The 24,702-nt window shown below is 37.5% G+C and carries 22 protein-coding genes; 14 read left to right on the top strand and 8 right to left on the bottom strand.

What is annotated here, in order from left to right; all coding sequences use genetic code 11:
- Positions 1-3 precede the first annotated feature (3 nt).
- The 3 genes from MHI04_RS15905 to MHI04_RS15895 all read left to right on the top strand — a co-directional run bounded on the left by MHI04_RS15905 (position 4) and on the right by MHI04_RS15895 (position 2,841).
- Complete coding sequence (locus MHI04_RS15905) at positions 4-1,101, top strand: spore germination protein (protein WP_340809285.1); 1,098 nt, start codon at positions 4-6, stop codon at positions 1,099-1,101.
- Positions 1,098-2,288 (top strand): Ger(x)C family spore germination protein, encoded by a 1,191-nt coding sequence (locus MHI04_RS15900; protein WP_036124261.1) that lies wholly within the window; start codon positions 1,098-1,100, stop codon positions 2,286-2,288. Before MHI04_RS15905 ends, MHI04_RS15900 begins: the two co-directional genes overlap by 4 nt.
- A gap of 91 nt (positions 2,289-2,379) precedes the next feature.
- Positions 2,380-2,841 (top strand): SAM-dependent methyltransferase, encoded by a 462-nt coding sequence (locus tag MHI04_RS15895; protein ID WP_058844358.1) that lies wholly within the window; start codon positions 2,380-2,382, stop codon positions 2,839-2,841.
- Positions 2,842-2,953: 112 nt separating this feature from the next.
- Here the strand turns inward: MHI04_RS15895 and MHI04_RS15890 are convergent, their stop codons facing one another.
- Positions 2,954-3,649 (bottom strand): helix-turn-helix transcriptional regulator, encoded by a 696-nt coding sequence (locus MHI04_RS15890; protein ID WP_036124263.1) that lies wholly within the window; start codon positions 3,647-3,649, stop codon positions 2,954-2,956.
- 144 nt (positions 3,650-3,793) lie between these two features.
- Here MHI04_RS15890 and MHI04_RS15885 point away from each other — a divergent pair, with 144 nt between their 5' ends.
- The 7 genes from MHI04_RS15885 (at position 3,794) to MHI04_RS15855 (ending at position 10,211) form a co-directional block, all read left to right on the top strand.
- On the top strand, positions 3,794-5,419 hold the full coding sequence (locus MHI04_RS15885) for an NAD(P)/FAD-dependent oxidoreductase (protein WP_342535010.1): 1,626 nt from the start codon (positions 3,794-3,796) through the stop codon (positions 5,417-5,419).
- Between the two features lie 26 nt (positions 5,420-5,445).
- Positions 5,446-6,171 (top strand): SDR family oxidoreductase, encoded by a 726-nt coding sequence (locus tag MHI04_RS15880; protein WP_342535009.1) that lies wholly within the window; start codon positions 5,446-5,448, stop codon positions 6,169-6,171.
- A gap of 32 nt (positions 6,172-6,203) precedes the next feature.
- Complete coding sequence (locus MHI04_RS15875) at positions 6,204-7,157, top strand: alpha/beta hydrolase (protein ID WP_058844355.1); 954 nt, start codon at positions 6,204-6,206, stop codon at positions 7,155-7,157.
- Between the two features lie 136 nt (positions 7,158-7,293).
- Complete coding sequence (locus MHI04_RS15870) at positions 7,294-7,710, top strand: YugN family protein (RefSeq protein ID WP_036128457.1); 417 nt, start codon at positions 7,294-7,296, stop codon at positions 7,708-7,710.
- A gap of 152 nt (positions 7,711-7,862) precedes the next feature.
- Complete coding sequence (locus tag MHI04_RS15865) at positions 7,863-8,027, top strand: hypothetical protein (RefSeq protein ID WP_186436205.1); 165 nt, start codon at positions 7,863-7,865, stop codon at positions 8,025-8,027.
- Positions 8,028-8,660: 633 nt separating this feature from the next.
- A complete protein-coding gene (locus MHI04_RS15860) occupies positions 8,661-9,740 on the top strand; it encodes a PQQ-dependent sugar dehydrogenase (RefSeq protein WP_342535008.1) in 1,080 nt (359 codons plus the stop codon).
- 51 nt (positions 9,741-9,791) lie between these two features.
- On the top strand, positions 9,792-10,211 hold the full coding sequence (locus tag MHI04_RS15855; protein WP_036123932.1) for a universal stress protein: 420 nt from the start codon (positions 9,792-9,794) through the stop codon (positions 10,209-10,211).
- A gap of 55 nt (positions 10,212-10,266) precedes the next feature.
- Here the strand turns inward: MHI04_RS15855 and MHI04_RS15850 are convergent, their stop codons facing one another.
- The 7 genes from MHI04_RS15850 to MHI04_RS15820 form a co-directional block, all read right to left on the bottom strand.
- The gene (locus MHI04_RS15850) at positions 10,267-11,124 is read right to left on the bottom strand and encodes a DUF6612 family protein (protein ID WP_036123935.1); all 858 of its coding nucleotides are present in this window, start codon (positions 11,122-11,124) and stop codon (positions 10,267-10,269) included.
- A gap of 298 nt (positions 11,125-11,422) precedes the next feature.
- Complete coding sequence (gene qoxD, locus MHI04_RS15845; RefSeq protein WP_004226585.1) at positions 11,423-11,707, bottom strand: cytochrome aa3 quinol oxidase subunit IV; 285 nt, start codon at positions 11,705-11,707, stop codon at positions 11,423-11,425.
- Positions 11,707-12,306: a cytochrome aa3 quinol oxidase subunit III gene (gene qoxC, locus MHI04_RS15840; protein WP_004226587.1), complete on the bottom strand. Its 600-nt coding sequence runs from the start codon at positions 12,304-12,306 to the stop codon at positions 11,707-11,709. Before qoxC ends, qoxD begins: the two co-directional genes overlap by 1 nt.
- A gap of 1 nt (position 12,307) precedes the next feature.
- Complete coding sequence (qoxB, locus tag MHI04_RS15835) at positions 12,308-14,251, bottom strand: cytochrome aa3 quinol oxidase subunit I (RefSeq protein ID WP_205444708.1); 1,944 nt, start codon at positions 14,249-14,251, stop codon at positions 12,308-12,310.
- Between the two features lie 56 nt (positions 14,252-14,307).
- Positions 14,308-15,201 carry a cytochrome aa3 quinol oxidase subunit II gene (gene qoxA, locus MHI04_RS15830; RefSeq protein ID WP_036123941.1) on the bottom strand — a complete coding sequence of 298 codons (894 nt, stop codon included), beginning with the start codon at positions 15,199-15,201 and terminating at the stop codon, positions 14,308-14,310.
- An 830-nt stretch (positions 15,202-16,031) separates the two neighbouring features.
- Complete coding sequence (locus MHI04_RS15825; protein ID WP_058844878.1) at positions 16,032-16,874, bottom strand: DUF2785 domain-containing protein; 843 nt, start codon at positions 16,872-16,874, stop codon at positions 16,032-16,034.
- Between the two features lie 242 nt (positions 16,875-17,116).
- Positions 17,117-17,581: a hypothetical protein gene (locus MHI04_RS15820; protein ID WP_036123947.1), complete on the bottom strand. Its 465-nt coding sequence runs from the start codon at positions 17,579-17,581 to the stop codon at positions 17,117-17,119.
- Between the two features lie 215 nt (positions 17,582-17,796).
- On the opposite strand from MHI04_RS15820, the gene MHI04_RS15815 reads away from it, so the two are divergent.
- The 4 genes from MHI04_RS15815 to lon all read left to right on the top strand — a co-directional run bounded on the left by MHI04_RS15815 (position 17,797) and on the right by lon (position 24,698).
- The gene (locus tag MHI04_RS15815) at positions 17,797-18,780 is read left to right on the top strand and encodes a DUF3196 family protein (protein ID WP_058844879.1); all 984 of its coding nucleotides are present in this window, start codon (positions 17,797-17,799) and stop codon (positions 18,778-18,780) included.
- A 118-nt stretch (positions 18,781-18,898) separates the two neighbouring features.
- The gene (tig, locus tag MHI04_RS15810) at positions 18,899-20,188 is read left to right on the top strand and encodes a trigger factor (RefSeq protein WP_036123952.1); all 1,290 of its coding nucleotides are present in this window, start codon (positions 18,899-18,901) and stop codon (positions 20,186-20,188) included.
- A gap of 683 nt (positions 20,189-20,871) precedes the next feature.
- Positions 20,872-22,143 (top strand): ATP-dependent protease ATP-binding subunit ClpX, encoded by a 1,272-nt coding sequence (clpX, locus tag MHI04_RS15805; protein ID WP_036123956.1) that lies wholly within the window; start codon positions 20,872-20,874, stop codon positions 22,141-22,143.
- Positions 22,144-22,373: 230 nt separating this feature from the next.
- Entirely contained in the window at positions 22,374-24,698 is a 2,325-nt protein-coding gene (gene lon, locus MHI04_RS15800) for an endopeptidase La (protein ID WP_058844880.1), read from the top strand.
- Positions 24,699-24,702 lie beyond the last annotated feature (4 nt).

The following is a 24,702-nucleotide window of genomic DNA, read 5'->3' as shown; positions in this document are numbered from 1 at the left end:
GCCTTGAACAGCACTTTAAAAGATAAAATAACGACATCACAAGCAGTTGTTATTATTATTAACTATATTCTTGCCACTGGAATTCTTACCTTACCTCGTGCATCTGTAGAAAAAGTAAAAACGCCGGATGTATGGATTAGTGTTTTTTTAGGTGGAGTTGTTGCCATGATTGCGGGCGTAATTATTGTCAAGCTAAGCCAACAATATCCTGACAAAACATTTTATCAATACAATCAAGATATTATAGGGAAATGGTTGGGCTCATTCATAAGTATATGTGTAATTGTCTACTTTTTTACCATTTCTGCTTTTGAGGTTCGCATAATGGCTGAAGTAACCTCTCTCTTCTTATTAGAAGGAACACCTACATGGGCTATCATTTTGCCCTTTTTGTGGGTAGGGATTTATTTGATTAGTGGTGGCATCAATACAATTGCTCGTTTGTTTGAAATCATTTTCCCTATAACCTTTGTGATTTTTTTGCTCGTGGCCTTTTTAAGCTTAGGAATCTTTGAAATCGATAATCTTAGACCAGTATTAGGTTTGGGTGTTGTACCCATGTTAAAGGGGATCAAAACAGCGACACTGGCATTTTTAGGTCCTGAAATTATGCTGCTTATAGTAGCATTTATGTATCCATCAGATAAATCAAAAGCTGTAAAGGTTGTACTAGTGGGCATAACGATTCCTTTACTTTTTTATGTTATTACAGTTGTTATGGTTATTGGAGCTTTATCCATTGAAGGGGTTATGACAAGGACATGGCCCACGATTGAATTGATGCGAAGTTTTGAAATTCCTGGATTAATTTTTGAACGCTTTGAGTCGTTTTTACTGGTCATCTGGATTATGCAAATATTTGCTACCTTCTCGATTACCTATTATGCAGCTGCTTTAGGATTAGCTCAACTTTTTAAGAAAAGTATGAATCCTTTCTTATACGGATTATTACCGGTTATTTATATCATTGCGATGACGCCAAAAAATATTAATGATCTTTTTACATTTGGCGATAAGATTGGCCATGCTGCACTAATTTTATTTGGTGCCGTACCTATAATTTTACTCCTTATATCGAAATGGAGAGGAAATAAAGCATGAAGCGAAAACATCAATATATCCGATACCTTCTATTAATGACTGTATCCTTTCTTCTTACTGGTTGCTGGAGTAGTAAAGAGATTGAGGATTTAGGTATTATTGTAGGCACATCATTGGATTTAGAAACAGGTGATGTATCTTCTGAGGAGCAACAAGATGCTAGATATGCAAATAGGGATCTGCTAACAATTACCAATCAATTCATTACATCAGAGACAACAGTTTCTGGAACGAAAGAGGGTACCTTACCTGAAAAAGCATATAAAAATGTCACTGAAACGGGCGATGCGGTGTTGCCAACATTACGAAATATGCTTCTAAAAGTTGATAAACGCTCCTTTGCTGAACATTCCAAAGTGATTATTATTGGGGAAGATTTAGCCAGTACCGTCAATCTTCAACAAACACTAGATTTTTTTCTAAGAGAATTAGAAATACGACCGAGTGGCCTGCTCCTTATTGCTCAAAATCGTGCAAGTCAGGCACTTGAAACGAATGAACCAACGAAAATTCCAGCTTTTCAATTAGTGGAAATGATGGAGGGGCATGAAAGGACGACTAAGATTTTACCACCGATGACCGTTGCCAAGTTAGAAGGAAAGCTCTATTCAGACTCAAGCTTTTTATTGCAAAATGTGTTAGCGGAAGATGGGGAAGTAAGGTTTGCAGGAGCTGCTGTCATTGAAGGCAAAACGAAAAAGTTGCGTGGCTTTTTAAATGAAAGTGACTTGGAAGGAATTGCATGGATAACAGGCGAAGGGAAAGGTGGTTTAGTCAAAGGCTTTGATGAGGAGTCAGGAGCACCCATTATCTATGAAATTATTTCAGCTAAAAGTAAAATTATTCCTCTCATAAAGGACGATCAAATCTCTTTTACCATAAAAATTCAAACAGAGGGTAGAATCTCTGAACATTGGGTCCTATCAGATAAGGCATTTGACAATCGATTTTTGAAAAAAGCGGAGAAAGTATTTGAAAAAGAGATTGAACGATTAGTGAAGAAGGTTTTGGAAAAAACGCAACATGAATTTCAAACGGATGTTGCTGGATTTGGCAATAAAATAAGAATAGATTATCCAAAGGTATGGCAAAAAATAAAAAAAGATTGGGATCAAACATTTAGTGAGGTTCCAATCACATGTGAAGTGAATGTAACCATTAAAGATTATGGGACGTCAGGTGATTAACGAGGTTAATCATCTTTTTTTTGTCTATTTTGTATATACTGGAATTAAAGTCCGTATTATTAAACATTCGAAACGATGGGAGATAAAAGACATGCAATATATCGTTCAATCAATCGCTACAGTTTATAACAATCGGCAAATGATCAAAGATGATTATTGGGGAGAGATTATTTCAACTATTGAACTTGCTGATCATATCCAGGAGGCATCCTTAAAAGGAATAGGAGATTTTTCTCATCTAGAAATTATTTTTTATTTTGATAAAGTTACAGACGATCATATCCAATATGAGGCGAGACATCCTAGAAATAATCAAAATTATCCCGAGGTCGGCATTTTCGCGCAAAGGGGTAAGAATAGACCCAATAAATTAGGAAGTACAATCGTTGAGTTATTAGAGGTCAAACCAAGAGCATTAATCGTCCAAGGGCTAGATGCCATTGATGGCACACCTATACTAGATATAAAGCCTGTGATGAAAGAGTTTTTACCTAAAAAGGATGTTCAACAGCCAGCATGGTCAATAGATTTAATGAGGGCCTACTGGGGGTAATAAAGTTGTTAAAGCGAAGACATTTGAGTCTAAGAAAATTGTTGCATTATGCAATGGATGCAGAGCATACTTGTGTAGTAATCGAGGGGAGTTGCATGCTCCCCCTGAATTTTTATAGAATAATTCCCTCTTGATAAAGAATGCTAATGGCATGAGAACGATTTCTGGCATGTAATTTTTTGATAGCAGATTTGACATATTGGGTAATAGTTAATTCACTTAAATCCATAAAATCTGCAATTTCCTTCGTACTTCCCCCTTGTGCTACCTGTCTCATCACCTCCAGCTCACGTTTGCTAAGAAGGCCTTCCTTTTTGCTATTTCTAGTTTGCATGATAAGCTGACCAATAACATTTCCAAAAGCTGTCATGTCATCCAATAGCTTTTCATTTATAGCGATTTCCTCTTCCAATTGTGTACTACAAATATAGCCGAAAACATATTGGCCAATGAAGATGGGAATAATTAAAAATGAATTATTTTGTGAGGGAATAGAATATTTAATACTTATATTTTTTAAATAATCCATTCCTGTACAAAATTTAGCCTTCTTATCCTCAATAGCAGCATAAATAATAGGGAAGCTACGAATCTCCTCTCGAATTTCACCGATATGACTACCTCCAGATTCATTCAAAAAAATGATTCCTTCAGCTACAAAGCCTATTGGAGAATACCTTAATAAGTAGGCATCTTTGATAGGAAAAGAATCTAAATATACCTGCAAAATATGTATCAACAGCTCTTCATGATTGGCATAACTTTGTACCGTGTCGAAACGTTTTTGAATGGTATAAAGATTGGACATGACCTATCCCCTTTTTTAAGTATATACTACGCTTAAAATAAGGAATTTTCAATATTTTCTGTAAGTTGTAGTGTTTAAGCTAAGGAAATCCAGTATTTTCTTGTATTTGTATTTAATAATTTATTGGAGTGAGGGGTGTAGTGGATGAGTAGCCAAACAATTAAAGAGGTGGATGCAGTTGTTTTAGGCGCTGGCTTTGCAGGCTTGTATATGTTACATCAGCTGAGGAGTAAAGGTTTTTCTACCATTGTATGCGAGGCTGGAGATGGTGTAGGCGGTGTTTGGTATTGGAATCGTTATCCGGGCGCTAGATGTGATATAGAAAGCATCTATTATAACTATACATTTTCAAAAGAGTTGTATGAAGAATGGACTTGGACATCTAGATTTCCAGAACAAGCGGAAATATTACGTTATTTAAATTACGTGGCAGATCGCTTTCAATTGCGAACGGATATCCAATTTAATACAAGGGTCACTGCAGCACATTTTGATGAGGAACGTCATAAATGGATTGTTTATCTAAATGACGGACAGCACATTTTAGCAAAGTATTTTATTACAGGAATAGGCTGTCTGTCTGCTGCCAATGTTCCTAACATTCAAGGACTGCAACGGTTTAGCGGAAATTGGTATCACACGGGGCATTGGCCACATGAAAAGGTTGATTTTACAGGGAAACGAGTAGGAATTATCGGGACAGGCTCCAGTGGTATTCAAGCCATACCTGTAATTGCGAAAGAAGCAGAGCAGCTTACTGTATTTCAACGGACACCACAATATACGATTCCGGCTCGTAATCATCCATATGATGAGAACTTTATCACAGAAACCAAGCAAAATTTCGAAGCTTTAAAGCAGTCGATGAGAAATTCTATATCAGGTACACCTTTTGCACAAAATCAGCAATCTGCAATGGAGGATAGTGATGATAAAAGGATGGCGGTTTTTGAGGAAGCTTGGGCACAAGGTGGTTTTGCCTTCGCAGCCACTTATGATGATTTGTTAACAAATGAACAATCCAATGAAAAAGCAGCGGAATTTATTCGCTCTAAAATACGACAAATTGTGAAAGACCCTGTGGTAGCAGAAAAATTATGTCCGAAGTATATGTATGGCACGAAAAGACAGGTTTTAGATAGTGATTATTTTGAAGCCTACAACAGGGAGAATGTTGTACTGGTGGATGTAAAAGAATCACCTATCAAAAAAATAACAGAAACAGGTATTCAAACGACGGATGAACATTACGATTTAGATCGTATCATTTTTGCAACAGGCTATGATGGCATGACAGGACCATTATTTAAAATTGATATAAGGGGAAGGAACGGTGAGACATTAAAGGAAAAATGGGAGGATGGTGCTTCTGTTCAAACATATCTCGGACTAACAACAGCAGGTTTTCCTAATTTATTTATGATTACTGGTCCAGAAAGTCCATCTGTCCTCGTGAATATGCCAATCGCTATTGAGCAGCATGTAGAATGGATTGCACAATGTATCGATTACTTGCGTGAGCATGACATTGACCTTGTGGAACCAAATAAAGATGCCGAGGAAGCTTGGAGCAAGCATTGTCGAGAGATTGCTAACACAACACTTTACGTCAAAGGTGATTCCTGGTATACGGGAGCTAATATTGAAGGTAAACCCCGCAGTTTTTTAATTTATCTGGGCGGATTTGATTATTATACAAAGCATTGTCATGAGGTGGCTCAAAATAATTATGAAGGCTTTAAATTAATGAGATTAAAACCAATATCATAGTTTGCAAGAGAGGAGCATATATCAATATGGGACAACAAGTAGTCATTATTACAGGTGCAGGAAATGGTATAGGGAGAGAAACAGCAAAATTACTAGCCACACAGGACAAGGCATTAGTATTAGTAGATTTTGATGAGAAAAGTGGTCAAGACACACTACACGCTGTGAAGGAACATCAACAACAGGCTATCTTTGTCCACGCAGATGTTTCTAAAAGCCAAGACGTGAAGAAATATGTGGAGGCTGCAAAAGAAGCGTTTGGTAGAATTGATGCGTTCATCAATAATGCAGGTGTGTTAAGCCCGCCATCTTTACTAGCAGATTTAGAGGAAGAGACATTTGATAACGTCATTTCGGTCAATCTAAAAGGAACTTTTTTAGGCTTAAAATATGTATTAAAAGAGATGGAGCAACAACAGTCAGGTGTCATCGTGAATACTTCTTCAGCGGCAGGAATACAAGGACAACCCTATTTAGGCGGCTATGCTGCTAGTAAGCACGGTGTTATTGGGTTAACTAGAACTGCTGCCATTGAATATGGTCCTAGCTGTATACGAGTAAATGCTATTTGTCCAGGTGGTGTAATGACTAATATGACAAAGGGCTTAACGTCCAGTCCAGAGGAAAACGGCCCCCTAAGAAGATTAGCAGATGCTTCTGAAATCGCAAATGTAATCGCTTTCTTAATTTCGGAGGAAGCCTCTTATGTGAATGGCGCTGTCGTACCAATTGATGGCGGTTTAACATCGTAAAAAATATTTTAAATAAGAAAGGAAGAATTTTAATGGAACATCGTATTGATTCAGAACTAAGAGAAACGTTAGCAATTTTCCCCCCATTAGATTTAGATAATGTACAGGCAACAAGAGAAGGAATGGCAGCCGTTGCTGTGCCAGCTCCGATAGATGAACAGATAACAGTTGAAAATAAAGTGATTCAAGGGCCTGATGACAACGATTCTCTTCGCATTCGTATTTATAAGTCAAAAGAGCAGAAAGAAATTTCCCCAGGGCTACTATGGATTCATGGCGGCGGCTATGTCTTAGGTGCTCCAGAAGGAGATGATTTGCTTTGTCAGCGCTTTGTTAATGAAGCGAAGTGTGTGGTTGTATCTGTAGACTATCGACTTGCTCCTGAACATCCTTATCCAGCACCACTTGAAGATTGTTATGCTGCGTTAAAATGGGTAGCAGATCATGCGGACGAATTAGGGATTGATCCCAGTCGTTTAGGAATTGCTGGAGCAAGTGCTGGAGGAGGTCTCACAGCTGCACTCGCATTACTTACTCGAGATCGTAATTATCCAAAGCTTAGTTTCCAAATGCCTCTATATCCAATGATAGATGATCGGAATAACACACCATCTTCATTAGAAATTACGGGACATATGATCTGGAACCACTCGCTCAATCAAAAAGGCTGGGAAATGTATTTGAGTGGAGAGAACGGCAGCGACAATGTGTCACCATATGCCGCAGCAGCTAGAGCAGATGATTTATCAGGATTACCGTTTACGTATACATGTGTTGGTCAATTAGATCCATTCCGTGACGAGACTTTACAATATGTGACAAAGCTATGTCAGGCTGGAGTAGATGTCGAATTCCACTTATACCCAGGTTGCTATCATGGCTTTGAAAGTATTGCTCCAACAGCCGCAGTCAGTCAAAGGGCTGCCACAGAGTATGTAGAAGCTGCTAAATATGTTTTGCATCGAAAGATTTCAGTGCCTTTATAAATAACTTACAAAAGTCTCGAAACTTTGATTTAAAAAAGTTTCGAGACTTTTTTGGCAATCATAATTACATCATAACTAGTTTGTAATGCCACCTTTTAGGTTAGACTTTTATCGAGTGAAAGGAGGAGAATACAAATTGCTACAATTTGATTCAAAAATTGTTGGAAAAGAGATTGGTTTCGGCTATTTACGTGATAAAATTGCCAATCGAGGTTTTACGATTGGTGGGAATTGGGAGTATTATAAAGGAAGCTTCGATTCGATATTATGGAAAGAGGCAGGGGAAACTATTTATTTGCGTGTTCCCTTTATCGTAACATCAGGGGAACTTGATAATGAGGATGCCCAAATTCGTTTTCAAAAACCATTTGTCATTAAGCATGTTGAGAATATAGGTCTAGATTATGATGAGGGGTCTTTACTTGATGCAACTGGTGTTAGTCAATTCCAAACTCCGCTTGATAAAGACGGGTATATTCACGATAAAAGTAGATGGATTCAAGCAGGCGAACAAGCTGTTGAAGAAAAAGTGCTACCTTTTTTTATGCATTAGCTAGATAAATTTGAATAGCTAATGGCTAAAATTATATGCCTTTTTTCCTTTTTATTATTGGGAACTTGTAATCAAAAATAGAAATAGAATTGTCGTAAGAATTTTCCAACATTATAATAGTGTTAACGTACACTACTAGAAGAGGTGAGTTTATGGACAAAATAGCTATAGATGATTTTCAACATTCCCATCAGAAATTGCAACAAGAAAGACTCATCCATCGAAAAGAAGCGTATCTTGATGTGTTAGCGAAAACAAAAGCATTTGGTGAAATAATCACTTTTGAAGGTATAAAAGGTAATAAAAGAGACGTCTAGGGGACGTCTCATGTTGTTGAAATAAGATCATGTCAATAGCAGAAAAAGAACTTTTAGCGAGGGGTTGATTTCCGTTCCGCCAGCGTCCTTTCCAGGGGGCGTCCGCTGAGCCGCTTCACTCACTTCCGTTCGCTCCAGGGTCTCAGCTGTGACGCTAAATCCCCTAGGAGTGACGCTGGCTCCACTTCAATCAACCATTTGGCAAAAGTGGCTTTTCTTTCTCTTTCATACGAGCCGTCACGATCAAAATCGCTCCTTATTTGCCTGATGAGAGAAAGGAAAGCTCCTTATTTTCAATGTGGAGAAGTGATGCGTGACAACACCTCTTCATAAAGAGTAGGGAACACCTTCGCTTTATTTGAAAACCTTTGTTAAAAAGAAACATCTTTATGGATTGGAGTGGAAGGCTACTTGACTCCCGTGGGATAGCGAGACAGGCGAGCCCCTGCACGGAGCGGTAGCGGAGGAAGCGGCTCGGCGCTCGCCCACAGGAAAGCAAGTAGCCTGCAACGGAAATCTATTTTTACCTTTCACAAAATTTCTATAGATCGTTTTGTTTTTCAACACTAAGAGACGTCTAGGGGCGTCTTTTTCTATTTTCTTAATGCATTAAAAATGAAAGGGTGAACAACAATGAAATGTATCATGCCACTATTACTGCTAGTAATGGTTTTATGTGTTGCTTGCGCGCCACCTAAGGACAAGAATGACGGAGGTTTAGAAAAAGAGGAAACGCGCATGGCTCCTTCAATAAATTCAACAGTAGAAATACTAGCAAATCAATTGCAAACACCATGGTCGATTCAAAAAAATGGTACTGTTTTTTATGTAGCAGAAAGGCCTGGTAGTATTGTGAAAATTGAGGAAGGAGGAGCAGTTGACAGGCAACAGGTCATCCTCGATAAGGAGCTTTCAACAGCGCCAGAAGCTGGTTTATTGGGGTTTGTATTAGCACCTAATTTTTCAGACAAACAGATTGCCTTTGCTTATTATACGTATGTTGAAGGAAGCGAGCAGTTTAATAGAATTGTTACATTAACCTTGAACGATAATAAGTGGTTAGAAACGGATCTTATCATAGATCGAATAAAGAGTGGTACATATCATCATGGTGGTCGTTTAAAAATAGGGCCTGATGGTAAACTGTATGCAACAGTAGGTGATGCGACGCAACCTTCCTTAGCACAAAATATAGATGCTCTAGAGGGAAAAATTTTACGCATCAATTTGGATGGCTCCATACCGAACGATAATCCTTTTCCACAGTCCTATGTATACAGCTATGGACATCGAAATCCACAGGGCTTGACCTGGGCAACAGATGGTACGATGTATGCCAGTGAGCATGGCAATGCCGCAAACGATGAAATTAATATAATCGAGAAGGGGAAGAATTATGGCTGGCCCGATATTGAAGGAACAAAAAAACAGCAAGGTATGATCACACCTCTCTTTACATCAGGTACTTCTAAAACGTGGGCACCATCTGGCATTGATATGATGGATGATCAATTATATGTCGCAGCTTTAAGAGGTAGTGCAGTTTTAGCGTTTGCTGTGAAAGAAAACAAATATATTGAACGATTGTCGGAATTTGGAAGAATTCGTGATGTCTTTGTGGATGACGCATTTCTTTATTTTATTAGCAATAATACAGATGGTCGAGGAAGCCCACAGTCACAGGACGATAAACTATATCGGATACCATTGTGATATACTATTTGTGAAGACATAGAAGGGTATAAGGAATGGGGAGGACTAACATTGGCTAATTATCTTAAAATCGCAGTGGCAATTGATTTCTCGGAACAATCATTAAAAGCATTGGATCGAGCAAGTCACTTAGCCATGCAACACAATGCTATTTTGCAATTAGTGAACGTCATTGATACAAAATCATTTGGAGCGGTATCTGCATATGATTTGAAATATGCGGAGGAACTAAAGAAAGAAAACGTTGTAAAAATGGAACAGTTGGAAAAAGAGGCATTGCAGACAGGAGTCAAAACCGTGGAATCTGTAGTAGAAGCAGGCTCACCAAAAGGTATTTTAACGCAATTACCGAATGTGGACTTAATTGTCTGTGGTGCAACAGGGTTAAATCGTATGGAGAAAATGATGTTAGGATCTGTTGCAGAGAAAGTAGTGCGCTATGCTCTATGTGATGTGCTAATTGTCCGTTAATTTTTTGAATAAAAAAGACCTGCTTGTGCTAGTAGACAAGCAGGTTTTTTCATTATTATTCGATTGTTTGAGCGTTATCAATAATGCTTTGAGGAATATCAATTGTTTTTAGGTGGTTGAAATCAGTGTAAGTAACGACTGATTTTGTATTCATGACTAATTCGTCACCTTCTACGGCCATTTTTAAATCAAAATTCATATCCATTTTTTTTGTATCGAAAGTCTCTTTATCGATGTGTAATACATAGTTGATTTTTTCAATTGTTAATTGATCCATTGGATTTTCTTCTAATCCCATATCCTCGATAGATTTAGTGATCTCAGAATCAATTAGCTCTTTAAATTTATCGCCTTTTGCTTCTAAAGTAAGGACATACTCATCGTCTGTTTGTTCAAATTTAAAATCACCAATGAATTTTTTTAGATGTTCTAGCTGTTCTTTCGCATCTGCAGAAGCAGCCGTTTGATCTAAAATCTCATCAAAATTCTCATCAGGTAGCTTGATCCAGCTATCAGTTGTCATATCTTTCATGAAAAGACCAGTGTCTTTCTTCATGTACATTTCTATTGGCATGTCCGTTGTTTCTTCGCCTTCACTCATCATATCGGGCATCGACATTGAACCTGACAAATGCATTGCAAGTGGGTCAACAATGATGTCCATGTCCATTTTAGAGTCGATAGAAAATTCCATAGCCTCTTTACCAGATCCAACCTTTGTTACCTGTGTCATGTCCATATTGGCACTTGCACTTTTAATGTCAGCCTGGCGGTCCACTGCTTTGTCATACACTTGTTCTAAAGTGAGTTTGCTTGTTTTAGTTGTGTCTTTCGTAGGGGTAGCACTCGAGTTACAAGCTGCAAGTGTCAATGCTAGTGTCCCAACTGCTAATACTTTAAAAATTTTCTTCATTACTTTCATCTCCTATTCTTGGTAAAAAACACTATCTACTACTATACGCCCTAAAAAAGGAAAAGTTTCGTTATTTTTTAAAAAAGACTAATCTTTTATTAAAAAATAACATTCTTTTCACAACTGCACGTGATAAACATGTGAAAATTAATAAAGGTACAGAAGCCATAATTAAAAAGGAAAAAGCTGTCACCAAGCAATTGTCCAATGACAATAGCTTGGGACAGCTTTTTTGATTATCTTTGTTCTGCAGAGATTTAAGTGTCCGCTGATCGCGATAATGCCCTGATGTAATGGATTAATTATAACCCCAGATCATGGCGAATAATGTACCAATGATTGTGACTACACCTACGAATACTGAATATAAAATCGTTGTATACAACGTTTTCTTATCTTCAGATTCACCGATGTGCATGAATAATACTAATTGTACAGTTGCTTGTGCAAGGGCAGTTACTAGTAAAATTCCAAATGCCATATTAAGAGACATATCGAATTTAACAACAGCTAAAGCTACAATTGTTAGTAATAGTGAGAAGCCGAAGCCCATCACATGTTGTTTTGGGAATAATTCCTTCATCAGCTAATCAGTCCTTTCAAGTAGACGAAGCTGAAGATGAAAATCCAAACAACGTCTAGGAAATGCCAGTACAATGAGAAGATAAACGCTTTGTTCGCTGTTTGTGGATTTAAACCACGTTTAGCCACTTGGATTAAAATAGCTACGCCCCAGAAGAAACCGAATGTTACGTGGGCACCGTGCGTTCCAAGTAAAGTCATTAAGGACGATAAGAATGCGCTTGTTTGAATTGTCGCACCTTCGTGTACATAAGTGACAAATTCATCAATCTCAATAGCTAAGAAGCCAAGACCTAGTAAAAGAGTGATGATAAAGAATGTCATCATCGCTTTTTTACGACCAATACGCATTGCATGAACACCAAGACCAATTGTGAAACTACTTGTTAATAATAAGAATGTTTCCCATAGCACTGGAGTTAATTCGAAAATTTCGGCACCATTTGGGCCACTACCTGTACGTGTATGAAGTGTGAAATACACTGTGAATAGTGTGGCAAATAACACGATTTCGGCGCCGAGGAAAATCCAGAAACCAAAGATTTTTAGACGGTTTTCCTCTGTACTATATTCTAATGGAAGTGAAGAATCGATTTTCATATTATTTATCACCTCTCAAGCTTTTTTCAGTTGCCATTACTTCCTCAACTGAAATGTAACGACCATGATCTTTTTCGAATGAACGATGGATCATGAAGCCAAATACACCAAGCATACTGATGATGGCTGGAATCCATAGATTGAATACAGCGAAGAATGCTGCAAGGAAGAAGAATCCACTCATCCAGAATGGTGTGCCTGTATTATTTGGCATGTGAATTTTTTCGATTGGACCTGCAGTAATATCGCGACCTTCTTTTTTCGCGAACCAAAACTCATCTAAGCGAGTAACAGTAGGCACTACGGCAAAGTTATATTCTGGTACTGGAGAATGTGTAGCCCACTCAAGTGTACGACCATCCCAAACATCTGCCTTTTCATTGCGAGGCATATGTTTCCAGCTGTAGTAAATGTTATAAACAATTAATGCAAAGCCGACTGCAAGTCCTAGCGCACCGACGAACGATAACATGTTCAATGGACCATAACCAGTAGACTCTGAATAAGTGTACATACGACGAGCATAACCATCTAAACCTAGAATAAATAGTGGGAAGAATGTTACGTTGAAGCTAATGGCAATGAACCAAAAGCCAGCTTTCCCTAATTTTTCATTTAAACGGAAACCGAACATTTTTGGCCACCAGTAGTGGTAACCTGCAAGTACACCAAATACTGTACCTGGAATTAATACATAGTGGAAGTGGGCAACTAAGAACATCGTATTATGATATTGGTAGTCGGCACTTGCCATCGCGAGCATAACCCCTGTAACCCCACCAATAGTGAAGATAGGAATAAAGCCAAGTGCATAAAGCATCGGTGTTGTAAATTGAATTTTCCCGTGCCTCATTGTGAGTAGCCAGTTAAATATTTTAACACCAGTAGGAACTGCGATTGCCATTGTTGTAATAGAGAAAACACTGTTAACCATTACACCGTGACCCATTGTATAGAAGTGGTGGGCCCAAACTACGAATGATAGTAGGGAAATGACCACCATACTCATCACCATTGATTTGTAACCGTATAAGTTTTTACGTGCAAACGTTGCAATGATTTCTGAGAAAATACCGAAAGCAGGTAGGATAACGATATAAACCTCAGGATGTCCCCAAACCCAGAATAGGTTGGCCCAAAGCATATCCATACCACCGTCTTGCATTGCAAAGAATTTTGTGCCGAATTGACGGTCAAACATCATAAGTGCAAGCGCTACAGTTAATACTGGGAACGCGAATACGATAATAATGTTTGTAATTAAAATAGACCAAGAAAACATTGGCATTTTCATTAATGTCATACCAGGGGCACGCATTTTAATGATCGTCGTGATAAAGTTAACACCTGTCATTAAAGTACCAATACCTGATAATTGAAGTGCTAAAGAATAATAGTTATTCCCTACAGTCGGACTAAATTCCGTACTTGCAAGAGGGAAGTAGGCTGTCCAACCAGCGTCTGGTGAACCACCGATAATGAATGATAAGTTTAATAAACCAGCACCTGCTGCAAATAGCCAGAAGCTGACAGCGTTTAGACGTGGGAAAGCAACGTCACGTGCACCGATTTGAAGTGGAATGACAATGTTCATTAAGCCGATCACAAATGGCATCGCCATAAAAAGAATCATTAATAAACCGTGTGTTGTGAAAATTTCATTATAGTGTTGTGCATCAAGAAGTCCGTTATCTGGAACGGCTGTTTGTGCACGCATTAACAGTGCATCGATACCACCGCGGAATAGCATTAATAAGGCTACTGCGATATACATAATCCCGATTTTTTTATGGTCAACAGTTGATAGCCAGTTTTTGTAGAAATAGCCCCATTTTTTGAAATAAGTAAGGCCTGCTACGATAACCACTGCACCAACTACGATACTAATAGCTGCCGCTAAAATCATCGGTTCTTGCATTGGATGGAATAATTCTTCCATACTCATTGGATGCGCTCCTTTCAAAATTAAAAATAAATGTAAATATTCGTTCGAATAAAAAATTAGTGATGTCCTGAATGCTCTTCAGACATATCCTCATGATCCATGTCATCCATATTCATGTGTTTACCATGTTCCATTGGAGCTGGTCTGAAGTCTAAGTGTGTAGATGAGAAGCTTTGGCGACCAACATGCTCCGCCTCTAATAGCTCGTCAAATTTTTCTTCAGTTAATGGTGCTTCTTTTGCTTTGACATCAGCAACCCATTGATCGAAATCTTCTTGCGTCATAGTTTGTGCTTCAAATTCCATTTCTGCAAAGCCACGACCATTAAAGTTAGAGTTACGTCCCATAAATGAACCAACTTCATCTGCAGCCAAGTGAATCGTTGTTAACATATCACTCATGGCATATTTTTGACCTGCTAATTGAGGAATCCAGAAACTTGTAATTGGACCAAATGAATAAAGCTTAAACTCTATTGGACGATCCACTGGAATGTTTACATAGTTAACTGTTTCAACACCTTCTTCAGGATAACTGAAGTGCCATTTCCAGTTTGATGATGATGCATAAATAACTAAAGGCTCCTTATCGTCATAACCCGCAGGTTGGGCTTCTACTGTAGAAGTTGTTCTTACTGTAACAACAGCTAAGAAAGCTACGATAATAATTGGAATTACTGTCCATGTAATTTCAAGAAGATGGCTACCCTCTTCATGAGGAGGCTCATAATCTGCAGATGCTTTTGATGCGCGATATTTTGTTAGCATAAAGGCTAAAAGCACATACACGACTAGTAATATAAAGGCCATTGTAATAATGGATAAGATAATTGTGTTTGATAATGTTTCGGCATTAGGTCCTTTTGGGTTGAACACTGTTAATGGTTCACAACCAGCAAGAAGAGCAAGCGCACTCAATGCTACAAACATTAAACTTAATTTTTTCTTCATGTTTGACTCCTTTCTATAAGAACGGCTATTCATAAAATTCATGTGTTTTTTGTCAGTCTCACATTTACAAATAGTAGATACTGAGGTCACCTCTTTTATCTTGGAGTATCAATCAACAGCATAAGAATTTACAATGGCATGGTTCAATATGAAACATAAAATCTAGTGTTGATTGATGTGATGCAAGCGTTAGCAAAATCAAAGCGATGTGCAATCGTTTCTAAAGACGTACTTGCCTGACTACGATTGTCACATTTTGTCGTTGTTTGCACATTGGATTATACGCCCTGTTTTTAAGAAAAAACATAATTTTGTTATGAAAATGATAGTAAGACGACACCGAATTTGAACATTTTTTGAACGAAAATCGTTATTTTAGTATTGGTATTTATAGGTTTTTATTAATAAACACTGTGGAAACGTTGAAAATACTGGATTCCTCATGTTTACCTAAGTAAATAAATTTTTTTGTGAAAAATAGCATTTCACATTTTGGACGCTGTTTTGTAATAAAATCAGCGCCTAATAAGTCGTTACAACACTTTTTGTTTGCCTTTTTTTAAAAAAAGGAGTACACGCAATAGCGTTGTGTGGAAACTATAGGATGAATTTTCAATGTAAGGAATTTGCAATAAGGGAATAATTGGAGGGGATTATTAATTATGTTAATATAATTATTGCTTTTCTTTAATATCCAATTTTTTACTTTGTTTATTCTATCTGAAAAGTAAAAAAGCAAACTAAGACTTGTCCTAGTTTGCTGGTGTTTTAGAAAATTTTTAAGTTATGGAGAAGGAAATGTAGTAAATCAGCATTTTTGAAGTTGACTGTCAATCCCCGAGCTTTAGCCATTTAGAAACTTGCCCATAAATCGTGTTTTGCAGTTGATGTGCTTTATTATTCATTTTCAACGAAAAATACAATGTTTTCATAAAGTTTAAGGTACAGGTGCGCCCACTAAAGAAGGAATTATTATAACCTTGTGTCATTAAATGCATTTCAAATCTATCAAAAGCCTGCTCTACAAACTCTATTAGTGCTTCTTCGGAATAATTTTGTTGTAATAGTGCGTCAACTATGTTGATTAAGCGCTCCTCTTCATCATTGATATAGACATTGTCCTTCCAAGTTACAAGCTTTAATGCGTGTAAGATTGATGGTGCGTATTGTAAATCGAATTTTGGATGTTTAATGGTCGTTGCAGCTAAGTCAGCACCGTGTGCAATGCTATGTGCCCATCCTTTATCCTGTACATAACCTCTTATATCTTGCTCCAATAATAGATAGCGTCCGATTTTTTTAAAGAAAATGTGTAAGTCATCATCGTTTAAAACTAATAATTCAGCATCCTTTGCAAGAAGCCCTGCTACAAGTAAAGCAGAAAATGAACGAGTAAAGACGCTATCTGTAGCTTTTTCACCAATATGTAAATATAAGAAATCCTCGCTAATTGCTGTTTCAAATAAATAGTGTAGTTGTTGGGGAGTTAATAAATTGTCACTTAGTAATTCAATGAAAGTCCGATAAATTAGGTGGTCGCGTAATTCTGCATCAACTGAGCCGATATGAGCTAACATTTCTTGTAATAACCAATCACTATGCTGTAGCATAAGTGCCTGTCGTTCAGAAAGTGTCATTGTAGAAAAAGACTGTAATGTTTCTTTAATGTTCATATTTGAGAAAGCCCCCATCATCATTTTTGTACTATATATTATAGCCTTTTTTATTTCGAATGGAGCAATTTGAAACCTTCATTTATATGAAGAAAGGATACGTGGCTAATTACCAATATAACTTTTACAATATTATTTCCAGAAACTACAGAAAGTTGTTATGATAGAAACGCTACAAAATGGTAAAGCTTAAATGTGAACAATAAATAAAGACATACCTATTTAAGTATGTCTTAGTCTAGTTAGACGATGATTGCCGCTTTTATGCCGATGGGCCATTCAATAAGGGTGTGCTGATTTGTTTTTAACTCGACAAGAATGTGGGTATTTTTGATTGCATCAATAAGCCATTCACTGTAATGATGATTTGGCTCAGGATGTTGTAAAATTTGCTGCATATCTTTTTTATCAACATGTAACAGCTTGTAGTTACATTCAATGTTTACTTTTTGAGGAATAATGGCAAGTGATTCATTTTGATGACCAAGTGCAATAGAACCAGGAATACACCCTTGAATACGTAAAATATAGGTGCAGGCTTCTTGCGTATAGACGTCAATTTTGGTGCGTGTTAAAAATTCAAATTCTATCGGCTTATCTTGAAAAGGTCCGTCCGCTGTAGAAAATGAAATGACTTTAATTGATAATGCCTCAAATGCAGATGAGATACAATGATCAAATTCTGTGATTGTATCTAGTAATTGCATGGATTCCACTCCTTATTAAGAACTTGATTTTCTTGAAGTAGCAGACATTAATAAAGAGCGTCCGCAATTTGTAATAAATTTTAGATTATTCTAATTATAATACAATTTATTACAAAATATGAATGTAAAGCAATGATTTTTTGTTAAAAATAAGAAACTTGTGGATTTTTTAGTAAATAACCGAAATGAAAAATAGAAATAAAGAGGTGAGAAAAATGACAAAACGAAAGCGTCATGTTCTTAAACATGACAATATTGTTGTTTTTCCTGGCACTGTCCAAACGTTACTACGTGAAGGGCATATGTTTGCTGAGAATTATCAATATGAAAAGGCGGTAGCCAGTTTTGAAAAGGCATTTGTCTATGAAGCGGGAGATGAATTTGCACTCAGTGCATATGCCTTTGCTTTATATGAATTAAAAGACTATGACAAAGCGAAAGGTGTTTGTGAACAGTTATTTACGATGGGAACGACACTTTATGTGGAAGTGATGGAATTGTACATTACAATATGTATGCAGTTGAAAGAATACCATCAGGTTGAGACATTAATTACGACGCTTCTTGAAGAAAATGTATTGCCTCATGATCAAGTGGAGAAATTTGAACGATTGAAGAGTTTAAATAGAGAAGTGTCTAAAAATCTAGAAAAAAGAGAAAATGCTCAGCTTTTAATAGAGGAACAGGAATATGAGCTGGAGAAATTTTGTGCGCTTACTCCAAATGAACAATCCATTCGTTTACATCGTCTGATGGATACAAATGTAAGACAATTAAAAACGGCACTAAAAGCGATTATTGAATGTTCAACGATTCATCCTTTTGTCCAGAGCTTGGCATTAATTTTATTAGTGGAACAAGAAGTAGCCATTGACGTTACCATAGCCAAATTTAAGCAAACCAAAAACGTTAATCCTGTCCAGTTAGTATTACCTAACCAGCTACCACAGTATGGCGAGATAAAAAATATAATAGAAAAGAAGCTAGAACAAGACCCAACGACATTAGAAATGGTACAATATTTAATGGCGAAACATGCTATTGTAACGTATCCGTTTGAATGGCATCCATTCGAAGCCGATGATGTTGCCTATAGTTATATTGATTTTGTCTCAGCGATGCTAGGTAATGTGCAGGAAATGGACTATGAACTCATCGACTTTTTACAAATGTTAGAAAAGCTAACAGAACTACATTAGGTATGAAATAAGTTGAAACTATACTCATCTATGTTATACTAAAATGGTTGTCAAAATCGTAGTTACGAATGAATTGTCTAACATCTAAACTTGATTATTTATTTGGAGGTATTTATACATGTCAGCAAAATGGGAAAAACAAGAAGGTAATATCGGTACTCTTACAATCGAAGTACCTGCTGTAGAAGTAGATGCAGCAATGGACCAAGCGTTCAAAAAAGTTGTAAAACAAATTAACGTACCAGGTTTCCGTAAAGGTAAAATGCCTCGTAAAATGTTTGAACAACGTTTTGGTATCGAATCTCTATACCAAGATGCATTAGAAATCATCGTTCCTGATTCTTATGCAAAAGCAATTGATGATGCTGGAATTATGCCAGTTGATTACCCAGAAATCTCTGGTACAGAAAACTTTGTACATGGCCAAGACTTCACTTTCACTGCACAAGTAACAGTGAAACCAGAACCAAAGCTTGGTGACTACAAAGGTCTAGAAGTATCTAAACTTCCAGTAGAAGTAACAGATGAAGAAGTGGATGCTCAAATTCAAGAACAATTAGCTCGTAAAGCTGAGCTAGAAATTAAAGAAGACGAAGCAATCGTAGATGGTGATACAGCTGTAATCGACTTCGAAGGTTTCGTAGGTGGAGAAGCTTTTGAAGGTGGTAAAGGTGAAGACTATCCACTAGAAATCGGTTCAGGTTCATTCATTCCTGGGTTTGAAGAGCAATTAGTAGGTGTAAAAGCTGGCGAATCTAAAGATGTTGTTGTGACATTCCCAGAAGAATACCATGCAGCTGAATTAGCTGGTAAAGAAGCTACGTTCAAAGTAACTGTGAAAGAAGTTAAAACAAAAGTTCTTCCAGAGTTAAATGATGAATTCGCAAAAGAAATTGATCCAGAAGTGGAAGGCGTAGAAGCTTTACGTGCTAAAATTAAAGAACAAACTGCAGAGCAAAAAGTAGCAGAATCAGATGCAGCTCTTCGTGATGAGCTAGTAGAAAAAGCTGCTGAAAATGCTGAATTTGAAGTGCCAGCAGGTATGATTAACTCTGAAACTGATCGTATGTTACAAGAGTTCGGTCAACGCTTACAAACGCAAGGTATGAACTTAGATCTTTACTATCAATTCTCTGGTCAATCAGAAGAAGATCTACGTGGCCAAATGAAAGAAGAAGCAGAAAGCCGTGTACGTGTGTCATTAACACTTGAAGCGATTGCTGAAGCTGAAAAAATTGAGGCAACTGAAGCTGATATTGAAGCAGAATTAGAAAAAATGGCTGCTCAATTCAACATGACAAAAGATCAAATCACAGGTGCTTTAGGTGGAACAGCAGTACTTGAAAACGACATCAAAATCCAAAAAACAGTTGAATTTTTAGTAGAAAACGCTAAAATTACTGAATAGGTTTTTGTGTAATTAGATAGTTAAAAAAAACAAGGTACGGCATTAATCCGTGCCTTGTTTTATCACATAAACTCTTAAAATCAGTCCCCTTAAAGTTTAGTTCTCTTTTTACTTCACTTATACATAGTATTGTTTTAGTTTTTATTTTCATTCAGCAGATGTTTGTACTGAAAGTATAGATTCAGTACAAAAGACCTCTTCTCTTTAGGGGGAGTGTTGTATTCTATATAGACTTTGTAGTGTGTGTCCAATCACTGAATGAAGATAGAGCCATTGACAGGTTTCGAGAAATTAAAGGTGCTAGCACAATTTAAAATTTAGATGACCTTGCGTCAAGGCGAAATTGATACGATGCTAAATTTAACTTCATTCAGATAGATCTTATTAACATGACTTATTTTTTTGAATGAAAAAAGCCCTCGGTCCATGCATGTAGTAGATTTATAAATAGAGATCAGTTATTCTTTTGTATAACTGGAGTGAAGAGCCGTAACTTTATAGCGCGTAAGGTGGCAAAGGTAACAGGTTTCTACAGTGCTTCAGGAGACAAATGAAGTAAAGTACATGACGATGCGTTATAATCTATGTAGGCAGGAACGCCGAGCAGTAAATGATGCAGACAATTTATTTGATAAAGGTTCAATAATCTTGTAAGATTGTTGCTTGAATAGGGGTGAAACATATTGTTCAAATTTAATGATGAAAAAGGCAATTTAAAATGCTCATTCTGTGGAAAACCACAGGAACAAGTACGTAAATTAGTTGCAGGTCCAGGTGTTTATATTTGTGATGAATGTATCGAGCTTTGTTCCGAAATCGTTGTAGAGGAACTAGGTGTAGAAGAGGAAATCGAATTCCAAGATATCCCAAAACCGAAAGAGATCCTAACGATTCTAGATGAGTATGTAATTGGACAAGAGCGTGCTAAAAAAGCATTGGCAGTCGCAGTTTACAATCACTATAAACGCATCAATACGAACAGTAAAATTGATGATGTTGAATTAGCAAAATCGAACATTGTGTTAATCGGCCCAACTGGTAGCGGTAAAACTTTATTAGCTCAAACGTTAGCACGTATATTAAATGTTCCATTCGCAATTGCGGATGCTACCTCACTAACTGAAGCAGGTTATGTCGGTGAGGACGTAGAAAATATTTTATTAAAGCTAATCCAATCAGCAGATTATGATATCGAGCGTGCTGAAAAAGGGATTATCTATATTGATGAAATCGATAAAGTTGCACGAAAGTCAGAAAACCCATCGATTACACGAGATGTTTCTGGCGAAGGTGTTCAGCAGGCACTCCTTAAAATTTTAGAAGGAACAGTTGCAAGTGTTCCACCACAAGGAGGACGAAAACACCCTCATCAAGAGTTTTTACAAATTGATACAACCAATATTCTTTTCATTGTTGGTGGTGCATTTGATGGTATTGAAACTATCATTAAACGCCGACAAGGGGAAAAAGTAATTGGGTTCGGTTCAGATCCGAATAAAGTAGAAGTTGATGAAGGTTCTATCATGTCCAAGCTGATTCCTGAGGATCTACTGAAATTTGGTCTAATACCAGAGTTCATTGGTCGATTACCTGTACTTGCGAGTCTAGAGCAATTAAATGAAGCTGCACTTGTACAAATTTTAACGGAGCCAAAAAATGCACTAGCTAAGCAGTATCAAAAAATGCTTGAAATAGATGGTGTTGAGCTTGAATTTGATGAAGGGGCTCTTGTGGCAATTGCGAAGGAAGCGATTGAGCGTAAAACAGGTGCGCGTGGTCTTCGTTCAATTATTGAGTCAACAATGCTTGATGTAATGTACGAATTGCCTTCCCGTGAAGACGTAAAAAAATGTATCATTACAGCAAAAACAATTACGGATAAAGAAAAACCGAAATTGCTTCTTGAAGATGGCACTGAACTCGATGAAGGTAGCGACACTAAAACTTCAGCATAACGAATAGATGTGGCTGTCTACCGTTGTGAGATAGAGAGTAATTAGCTGACTTCGATTGTGCAATATTCGCACATATCGACAGTCAGCTTTTTATTCATTCCTACATAAAGCCAGCTGTAACTTGAAGAAATTTTTGGCTCGCTTCAATAACTAGTGTGAATCAATTTTTTAAACACATACTAGTAGCGCGGGATGTGAACATGAAAATTTTGACGGAGGTGAATGCCCGCATGGTGACAATACAAAAAACAACAAATGTACCATTATTGCCTTTACGTGGACTTTTAGTATACCCATCGATGGTGTTACATATTGATGTGGGTAGAAATCGTTCTGTAGCGGCGCTAGAGCAGGCGATGTTAGAGGACCAAATGATTTTATTGGTGACACAAAAAGAAATGCACGATGAACAGCCAGAAGAGCAAGATTTGTATGCAGTTGGTACGATGGCTTTTGTTAAACAAATGCTAAAATTACCAAATGGCACATTGCGTATACTAGTAGAAGGGGTATCGCGTGCTACCTGGAATAACTACCGTGCGCTAGAGAAGTATACTGTTGTGGATGTTGACGTAAAAGAGGAGTCAATAGATAAAGATGTAGAAACGCAGGCATTGATGCGTACCTTAATGACGTATTTTGAAAAATATGCAAAATCCTCCAATAAGATTACGACTGAAACCATCAACACTGTAACAGATATTGAAGAGCCTGGCCGTTTAGCAGATATCATTGCTTCTCATTTACCATTTAAGATTGCGGATAAGCAAGAAGTATTGGAAATGCTGAATGTAAAAAAACGATTAGATCACTTAATTATTCGTTTGCACGATGAACAAGAAGTGTTAGATTTAGAAAAGAAAATTAATTCTAAAGTAAAGCAATCAATGGAGCGTACGCAGAAGGAATATTATTTGCGTGAGCAAATGAAAGCTATTCAAACAGAGCTGGGAGACCGCGAAGGGAAGACTGGAGAAGTAGCGGAATTGCGTAAGCGTATTGACGAAGCGGGTATGCCAGAGTCAACAAAAGAGGCGGCACTGAAAGAATTAGATCGATATGAAAAAATACCAAGTGCCAGTGCAGAAAGCGGCGTTATTCGCAATTACATCGATTGGCTCATCTCATTACCATGGACAAATTCAACAGAAGATCGCATGAATATTGCCCATGCTGAGAATATTTTAAATCGAGATCATGATGGATTAGAAAAAGTCAAAGAACGAGTTTTGGAGTATTTAGCTGTGCGTCAGCTGAAAAATTCGCTTAGAGGACCTATTTTATGCTTGGCAGGACCACCGGGTGTGGGGAAAACATCGTTAGCTCGCTCTATTGCGGAGAGCTTAGATCGTAAGTTTATTCGTATTTCATTAGGTGGCGTGCGTGATGAATCTGAAATTCGCGGACATCGACGAACGTATGTAGGCGCAATGCCAGGACGTATCATTCAAGGAATGAAAAAAGCGGGTACCATTAATCCGGTATTTTTATTGGATGAAATTGATAAAATGTCGAATGATTTTAGAGGGGACCCAGCAGCAGCAATGCTAGAGGTTTTAGATCCTGCGCAAAACAATACATTTAGTGATCATTATATTGAGGAACCGTATGATTTATCGAATGTATTATTTATTGCAACAGCCAATGATTTAAGCAGTATTCCAGGACCATTGTTAGATCGTATGGAAGTGATTTCCATTGCAGGTTATACAGAAATTGAAAAAGCGCAAATAACGAAAAACCACTTAATACCAAAGCAACTTAAAGAACATGGCTTGAAAAAAACACAAGTGGTAATGAAGGATGAAGCAGTCCTCGACATTATACGTTATTATACACGTGAGGCAGGCGTTCGTGGTTTAGAACGGCAAATTGCTACACTTTGTCGTAAAATCGCCAAAGTAATTGTATCTGGTGAGAAAAAACGAGTAACAGTTAGCTCAAAGTCTGTACAAGAATTACTTGGTAAACATCGCTTCCGTTATGGACAGGCTGAAAAGGAAAATCAAGTGGGAGTCGCTACAGGGCTTGCTTATACAACAGTCGGTGGAGATACACTTCAAATTGAAGTATCCTTAACACCAGGTAAAGGGAAGTTACAGCTAACTGGTAAACTTGGTGAAGTCATGAAGGAATCTGCTCAGACAGCATTATCCTATGTTCGTACGAAAATGGAACAACTTAATGTGGATGCAGAATATTTTGATAATCATGATATTCATATCCATGTGCCAGAAGGGGCTGTACCAAAAGATGGACCATCCGCTGGTATTACAATGGCAACAGCTATTGTCTCAGCGATTCTACATCGTCCGATTCGCCGTGAGGTAGGTATGACTGGTGAAATTACGTTACGCGGCCGTGTATTGCCAATTGGCGGTCTAAAAGAAAAAACATTAAGTGCTCACCGTGCAGGCTTAACAACGATTATTTGTCCAAAAGATAATGAACGTGACATAGAAGATATTCCTGACAGTGTGCGTGAGCAACTAACATTTAAACTAGTGTCGTCGGCTGATGAAGTATTAGCCTATGCACTGGACGGAGGTTTTTAGAAAA

This window comes from Lysinibacillus sp. FSL K6-1151, from assembly GCF_038630755.1.
GTDB lineage: Bacteria > Bacillota > Bacilli > Bacillales_A > Planococcaceae > Lysinibacillus > Lysinibacillus fusiformis_D.
The sequence above is the reverse complement of the archived record's forward strand: the minus strand, read 5'-3'. Positions and strand labels throughout refer to the sequence as shown.

Excerpts from the sequence above, each read along its gene's own strand:
- MHI04_RS15900 (WP_036124261.1), top strand. The coding sequence starts at position 1,098 with ATGAAGCGAAAACATCAATATATCCGATACCTTCTATTAATGACTGTA.
- MHI04_RS15895 (WP_058844358.1), top strand. The coding sequence starts at position 2,380 with ATGCAATATATCGTTCAATCAATCGCTACAGTTTATAACAATCGGCAA.
- MHI04_RS15890 (WP_036124263.1), bottom strand. The coding sequence starts at position 3,649 with ATGTCCAATCTTTATACCATTCAAAAACGTTTCGACACGGTACAAAGT.
- MHI04_RS15885 (WP_342535010.1), top strand. The coding sequence starts at position 3,794 with ATGAGTAGCCAAACAATTAAAGAGGTGGATGCAGTTGTTTTAGGCGCT.
- MHI04_RS15880 (WP_342535009.1), top strand. The coding sequence starts at position 5,446 with ATGGGACAACAAGTAGTCATTATTACAGGTGCAGGAAATGGTATAGGG.
- MHI04_RS15875 (WP_058844355.1), top strand. The coding sequence starts at position 6,204 with ATGGAACATCGTATTGATTCAGAACTAAGAGAAACGTTAGCAATTTTC.
- MHI04_RS15865 (WP_186436205.1), top strand. The coding sequence starts at position 7,863 with ATGGACAAAATAGCTATAGATGATTTTCAACATTCCCATCAGAAATTG.
- MHI04_RS15860 (WP_342535008.1), top strand. The coding sequence starts at position 8,661 with ATGAAATGTATCATGCCACTATTACTGCTAGTAATGGTTTTATGTGTT.
- MHI04_RS15850 (WP_036123935.1), bottom strand. The coding sequence starts at position 11,124 with ATGAAGAAAATTTTTAAAGTATTAGCAGTTGGGACACTAGCATTGACA.
- qoxD (WP_004226585.1), bottom strand. The coding sequence starts at position 11,707 with ATGAAGGAATTATTCCCAAAACAACATGTGATGGGCTTCGGCTTCTCA.
- qoxC (WP_004226587.1), bottom strand. The coding sequence starts at position 12,306 with ATGAAAATCGATTCTTCACTTCCATTAGAATATAGTACAGAGGAAAAC.
- qoxB (WP_205444708.1), bottom strand. The coding sequence starts at position 14,251 with ATGAGTATGGAAGAATTATTCCATCCAATGCAAGAACCGATGATTTTA.
- qoxA (WP_036123941.1), bottom strand. The coding sequence starts at position 15,201 with ATGAAGAAAAAATTAAGTTTAATGTTTGTAGCATTGAGTGCGCTTGCT.
- MHI04_RS15825 (WP_058844878.1), bottom strand. The coding sequence starts at position 16,874 with ATGAACATTAAAGAAACATTACAGTCTTTTTCTACAATGACACTTTCT.
- MHI04_RS15820 (WP_036123947.1), bottom strand. The coding sequence starts at position 17,581 with ATGCAATTACTAGATACAATCACAGAATTTGATCATTGTATCTCATCT.
- MHI04_RS15815 (WP_058844879.1), top strand. The coding sequence starts at position 17,797 with ATGACAAAACGAAAGCGTCATGTTCTTAAACATGACAATATTGTTGTT.
- tig (WP_036123952.1), top strand. The coding sequence starts at position 18,899 with ATGTCAGCAAAATGGGAAAAACAAGAAGGTAATATCGGTACTCTTACA.
- lon (WP_058844880.1), top strand. The coding sequence starts at position 22,374 with ATGGTGACAATACAAAAAACAACAAATGTACCATTATTGCCTTTACGT.